Below are 3,982 nucleotides of genomic sequence, written 5' to 3' on the forward strand. Positions count from 1 at the left end.
CATAGATAACTATGTGACTGGGGTGAATGAGTGCAGCCAACAAAGAGGCAACTTGAAAGACGAAGCGTATATGCCCAATGGATTTTGATTTGCAGCACGGCAGGACAGTAAGGGAGGTGCATATTATGAAAAACCGAACAATCAATCAGTACTCCACCATTCATGCATTGATGTCAGGCGTCTTTGATGGGACGTTTGCAATATCAGAAATCAGCCATGGTGGTTCATTCGGTATTGGCTGCTCACATGCACTTGCAGGTGAAATGATAGCACTGGATGATTTTTATTATGAAATCCAGGGAGCGGGTGATGTACGTCAGTTCACCGATCAGGAACAGATACCTTTTGCACAATTAACCCATTTCAATCCTGATGATCAGTTCCCCGTTTCTGATATCAGTAAAGCAGATCTTTATTCACAATTATCTGCCCAAGGGAACATTGATAATATTTTCGCTGCAATAAGAATTGAAGGTTATTTTGAGCATGTTTGGTTTCGACGTACCAATTATCAACAAAAACCCTACAGACCTTTTGTTGAAGCTATAACAGAACAATCTGAAGAAACGCTTTATGATATCTCTGGTGTTATGATTGGTTTTTGGACTCCTGAATCATTTCAAGGCCTTTCAGTAGCAGGCATTCACCTCCATTTTATTGATGACTCGCGAAAACATGGCGGGCATGTTTTTGGTTTTAAGCTAAAAAGTGGCCTTTTAAGTTATGAAATTAAACAGGATATAAAAATCCATCTACCGAACAAAGATGAATATATTAATGCTAACCTGAAGATAGATAATCTGGATGATATCATCAGAAAAACAGAAGGTTGATGTGTAACATCTATCGCTTTCTATCGGAGGTCAGCCCTACCTTGGCCGGGCAAATTCGTTTCTGACGGATTTGCCATTCTCTTGCCGCCACGATGCACTTTGCAATCCAATGGCTGAAATTATCAGTAAGCACCAGATGCTTTCATCTATTATCTAAAAAATGGGAAATTGAATATTCATGATGTTAATTACAACGAGAATTTTAGTCTTAAAAGATAATTTTTATTTACCCACTTGTATGCCCGCATCAATTTAAATAAACATAAAAGGAAGCAATGGCAAATGCTTCCTGCAACTATTTCTTACTGTATATTTCATGAAAACTGCTTAAACCGATCATTTAACAGAGCCATTACCAAAACATCGCAATATTGGCCATTCCTTAATGCCTGCAAGCGACTAATTCCCTCTTCTTCAAATCCAAATTTTTTGTACAGCGCTATCGCCCGGTCATTATCAACAAAAACGTCCAACTCAATTCTGATCGTTCCCAACCAATTGAATGCGTAATCAATAACGAATTCCAACAGTTTTGAGCCTACCCCTTTACCAAAATGATTTTCATCAATGCCAATACCAAAGCTCACTACATGTTTTCGTCTTGGGTTTTCAAAAGTAAATATGCCGATTGTGCCTACTACGTTCCCTTCTATTTCAGCAACAAAATCAAGAATCCCTATTGTTTTATTTTTTTTCAATCTTTCCCGCCAAGTTTCAAGTGAAGGGCACGGGCGTTGCATTGTATTAGGATAAACACTTTTTTGACCAAATATTCGCTGGCAATGTTCAGCATCTTCAATCTCAGCTGCTCTTATTATAATTTCCATACATACTCCTTTCTATTTGAGATATTTATAACTACCTGATATAAATTTAAAAGTAAATAGGCTGTCTAAAAATATTATTTTGAGTGTAATGCGTTGACTTTTTTATATCTTTTGGTCTTGATTTATTTTATCCGGAGATTGATATGATGCAGGAAGATAAAATTGTTTTTGATTTCATAAAAAGCCTTGAAATTGCACTTCATTCTGAAAAGAGCAATAATCGCGATTGGCTCCATCTCGTATTGCACGATGATTTTCTGGAAATAAGCAAATCGGGATTTATTTATTCTAAAAATGTTGTAATAAATGCATTATCAACAGAAATAAAAACTGCCACTACCATTTTTTCGCAAAATTACGAGATGAATTATTTGAATGAAAATATTATCTTATTAACTTATCAATCTTACGAGTTAGACAAAAATGATGCCCCATGCAATCAGGCACTTCGTTCATCCATCTGGCAAAAATCTGCCAACAACCAATGGCAACTGAGATTTCATCAAGGTACGTTGATGGCTGATGACATTGATGACTAATTTCGTTGATAGCTAATTTTATTGGTAGATAGGCAAAAAAATGGCCCAATATTTAGGCCATTTTAAAATTAATGAATGGGATTTTTCATCGTTCAGCGAATAAAACGTTTTTTACGTTTTTTCACAATCAGGAACCCAACCGCCAAAATAATAAACCAAACTGGCGTGGCGATCAGAGCCTGGCGGGTATCTGGCTGTAAGGAGAGCAATACCAAAACAAAAGCAAAGAAAGCCAAGCATACCCATGACATCACTATACCAAACGGCATTTTATATACTGAAGCCTGATGCTGTGCTGGGCGACGTTTTCTGTAAACCAGATAGGAACATAAAATCATGCTCCAGATAAACATAAACAAAATCGCAGAAACGGTTGTGACCAGCGTAAACACACGCATTACATCGGGGATAAAATAGATCAGAATGACGCCAAAAGAGAGGCACAAACACGTAAAAATCAACCCCGATGCAGGCACCGAACGGCGGGACAGGCGGCTAAACTGTTTCGGTGCATTTTTCTCTTTCGCCAAGCCAAATAACATCCGGCTGGTAGAGAAAACCCCGCTATTTGCCGAAGACGCAGCAGAAGTCAGAACCACAAAGTTGACGATACTGGCAGCGGCAGGCAACCCAATCAAAACAAACAGTTCCACAAAAGGGCTTTTATCCGCGATGATAGCCCGCCAAGGCGTAACAGACATAATCACAATCAAAGACAAAACATAAAATGTAATAATACGGATTGGGATCGCATTAATTGCTTTCGGCAAAGACTTCATTGGATCTTTCGTTTCTGCGGCGGCAGTCCCCACCAATTCAATCCCGACAAAAGCGAATATTGCTATCTGGAACCCAGCAAAAAAGCCGCTCAAGCCCATTGGGAACATACCGCCATCATTCCAGACATTAGAGAGCGCAGCTACATGCCCGGCAGGAGATTGAAAATGGATGCCAATCAAGATACCGCCTGTCACAATCAACGCAATAATGGCAATAATCTTGATCATCGCAAACCAAAATTCCAGCTCCCCGAATAGTTTTACTGTCGCGAGATTCAGAGTTAACAGAACCAGCACACACAAAAGCGAGGTTCCCCACTCTGGAAAATTTGGGGCCCAGTACCCGACATAAGCAGTAATGGCGACAATATCAGCAATACCAGTAATGACCCAGCAGAACCAGTAAGTCCAGCCCACAAAAAAACCGGCCCACGGCCCTAATAAATCCGCCGCAAAATCACTGAACGACTTATAGTGCAAATTGGAAAGCAATAGCTCCCCCATTGCACGCATGACAAAAAACAGCATAAACCCGATGATCATATAAACAAAGATGATCGACGGCCCCGCAAGGGAAATCGTTTTGCCTGAACCCATAAACAGGCCAGTACCGATGGCACCGCCAATCGCGATTAGCTGTATATGTCGATTGGTGAGGCTGCGCTGTAGATGAGAATCTTCAGCGTCAGTAATATGAGTGGGTTGTATTTTTTCTTCCATAGTTGTATCCAATTTATTCTCACAGCATGGCCTTAATACCCTCAAGCTGTGTTTAAGGGAACATTGTGACATAGACAACCGCTGTATTAACAGAAGGATTTCACATGAAAAACAAGATGCTTACAATTCAACCAACCCCAAAACAGCACATCCTGTATATTTTATTTACATAATAAAAAAGTGGTTATTTGATATTGACGTTTTGTTGTCACGGTAGAATAATTAATCGTGTTGGGTCGTTAGCTCAGTTGGTAGAGCAGTTGACTCTTAATCAACCCGTCCGG

4 protein-coding genes are annotated in these 3,982 nt (G+C 39.7%); 2 read left to right on the forward strand and 2 right to left on the reverse strand.

Translation table 11 applies throughout. The annotated features are described in order from the left end of the window. Window positions 1-77: 77 nt before the first annotated feature. A complete protein-coding gene (budA, locus tag FE392_RS18980) occupies window positions 78-833 on the forward strand; it encodes an acetolactate decarboxylase (RefSeq protein ID WP_319931711.1) in 756 nt (251 codons plus the stop codon). Between the two features lie 314 nt (window positions 834-1,147). Here the strand turns inward: budA and FE392_RS18985 are convergent, their stop codons facing one another. Beyond that, window positions 1,148-1,660 carry a GNAT family N-acetyltransferase gene (locus tag FE392_RS18985; RefSeq protein ID WP_319931712.1) on the reverse strand — a complete coding sequence of 171 codons (513 nt, stop codon included), beginning with the start codon at window positions 1,658-1,660 and terminating at the stop codon, window positions 1,148-1,150. Between the two features lie 143 nt (window positions 1,661-1,803). Here FE392_RS18985 and FE392_RS18990 point away from each other — a divergent pair, with 143 nt between their 5' ends. Beyond that, window positions 1,804-2,199, forward strand: a complete 396-nt coding sequence (locus FE392_RS18990; protein WP_319931713.1) for a nuclear transport factor 2 family protein — start codon at window positions 1,804-1,806, stop codon at window positions 2,197-2,199. A 92-nt stretch (window positions 2,200-2,291) separates the two neighbouring features. Here the strand turns inward: FE392_RS18990 and cycA are convergent, their stop codons facing one another. After that, window positions 2,292-3,698 (reverse strand): D-serine/D-alanine/glycine transporter, encoded by a 1,407-nt coding sequence (cycA, locus tag FE392_RS18995; protein WP_319931714.1) that lies wholly within the window; start codon window positions 3,696-3,698, stop codon window positions 2,292-2,294. Between the last annotated feature and the right edge of the window lie 284 nt (window positions 3,699-3,982).

Source organism: Xenorhabdus santafensis, assembly GCF_033949405.1.
In the GTDB taxonomy this organism is placed as follows: domain Bacteria; phylum Pseudomonadota; class Gammaproteobacteria; order Enterobacterales; family Enterobacteriaceae; genus Xenorhabdus; species Xenorhabdus santafensis.